Annotated in this window: 1 pseudogene; it reads left to right on the top strand. The window is 64.6% G+C overall.

The features are described from left to right. Nucleotides 1-67: 67 nt before the first annotated feature. A pseudogene (locus ABZ420_RS35995) lies at nt 68-1,374 on the top strand (IS701 family transposase).

Genomic DNA, 1,374 nt, shown 5'->3' with positions numbered 1-1,374 from the left:
CTAGTACTCCAGCCGCACTTCGTTATGTTGGGCGGTAGTCTGTTTCGTTGTGTTGATCGATGAGGATCTGGCTGCGTGGGTGGCTGGGCTGGATGATCTGTTCGGGCGGGTGACGGGCCGGTTCTATCGGGCGGAGCCGCGGGGTCGGGCTCGGGCGTATGTGCGGGGATTGCTGGCGCCGTTGGCGGGTAAGAACGGGTGGACGTTGGCCGAGGTGGCCGGGGATTCGACACCGGATGGGATGCAGCGGTTGCTGAACGCGGCGGCTTGGGATGTCGATGGGGTGCGTGACGATGTGCGTGCGTATGCGGTCGAGCACCTCGGGGACCCGGATGGTGTGTTGGTGGTCGATGAGACGGGATTTCTGAAGAAGGGCGTCAAATCCGCTGGGGTGCAACGACAGTACTCCGGCACGGCGGGTCGGATCGAGAATTGTCAGCTCGGTGTGTTCTGTGCGTATGTGAGCGTGAAGGGGCGCACGTTGATCGACCGGGAGCTGTATCTGCCGAAGTCCTGGATCAGCGACCGGCAGCGATGCCGGCAGGCTGCGGTGCCCGAGGATGTCGAGTTCGCCACGAAGCAGGTTCTGGCCCAGCAGATGCTGGGGCGTGCCCTGGATGCCGGTGTGCCGGCGCGGTGGGTGACCGCCGATGAAGCCTATGGCGGTGATTCGAAGTTCCGCAGGTGGCTCGAGCGCCGTCGGATCGGGTATGTGGTCGCTGTTCCCAGCAGCGCACCAATCGTGCTCCTGTCGGGTGATTCACGCGCGGACCGTCTTGTGGCGGACGCACCGCCGGATGCGTGGAAGCGTCTGAGCTGTGGAGATGGTGCGAAAGGCCCGCGAATGTTCGACTGGGCCGTGGCGACGCTGCCCGGCGTCAGCGAGGCAGGTGCCGGGTGGCGGCGCTGGCTGCTGGCCAGGCGGTCGCTGACCCGCAACACCAAAGGCGAGTTCGAGATCGCCTACTACATGTGCGGCGGCCCGATCGGTACCAGTGACACCGACCTGATCAGGGTCGCCGGTGCCCGCTGGGCAGTCGAGGACTGCTTCCAAACCGCGAAAACCGAAGTCGGGCTCGACCAGTACCAGGTCCGCCGCTACGACGCCTGGTACCGGCACATCACCCTGGCCATGCTCGCCCACACCTACCTCGCCGTCACCGCCGCCATCTCCCCAAAAGCATTGGCAGCGGCCTCATTCCACTCACACTCGGTGAAATCAAGCGTCTCCTGGCACACCTGACCACCCCGATCTCGAACCTCACCACCGTCCGCCGCTGGTCGACCTGGCGACGAAGACATCAACACCGCGCCAAACAGGCCCACTACCAGCGAAGACAGGCACAACATAACGAAGTGCGGCTGGAGTACTAG

The sequence above is a fragment of the Nocardia sp. NPDC005745 genome (assembly GCF_040630775.1).
Taxonomy (GTDB): Bacteria; Actinomycetota; Actinomycetes; order Mycobacteriales; family Mycobacteriaceae; genus Nocardia.
This window is presented reverse-complemented; position numbering and strand designations above follow the sequence as displayed.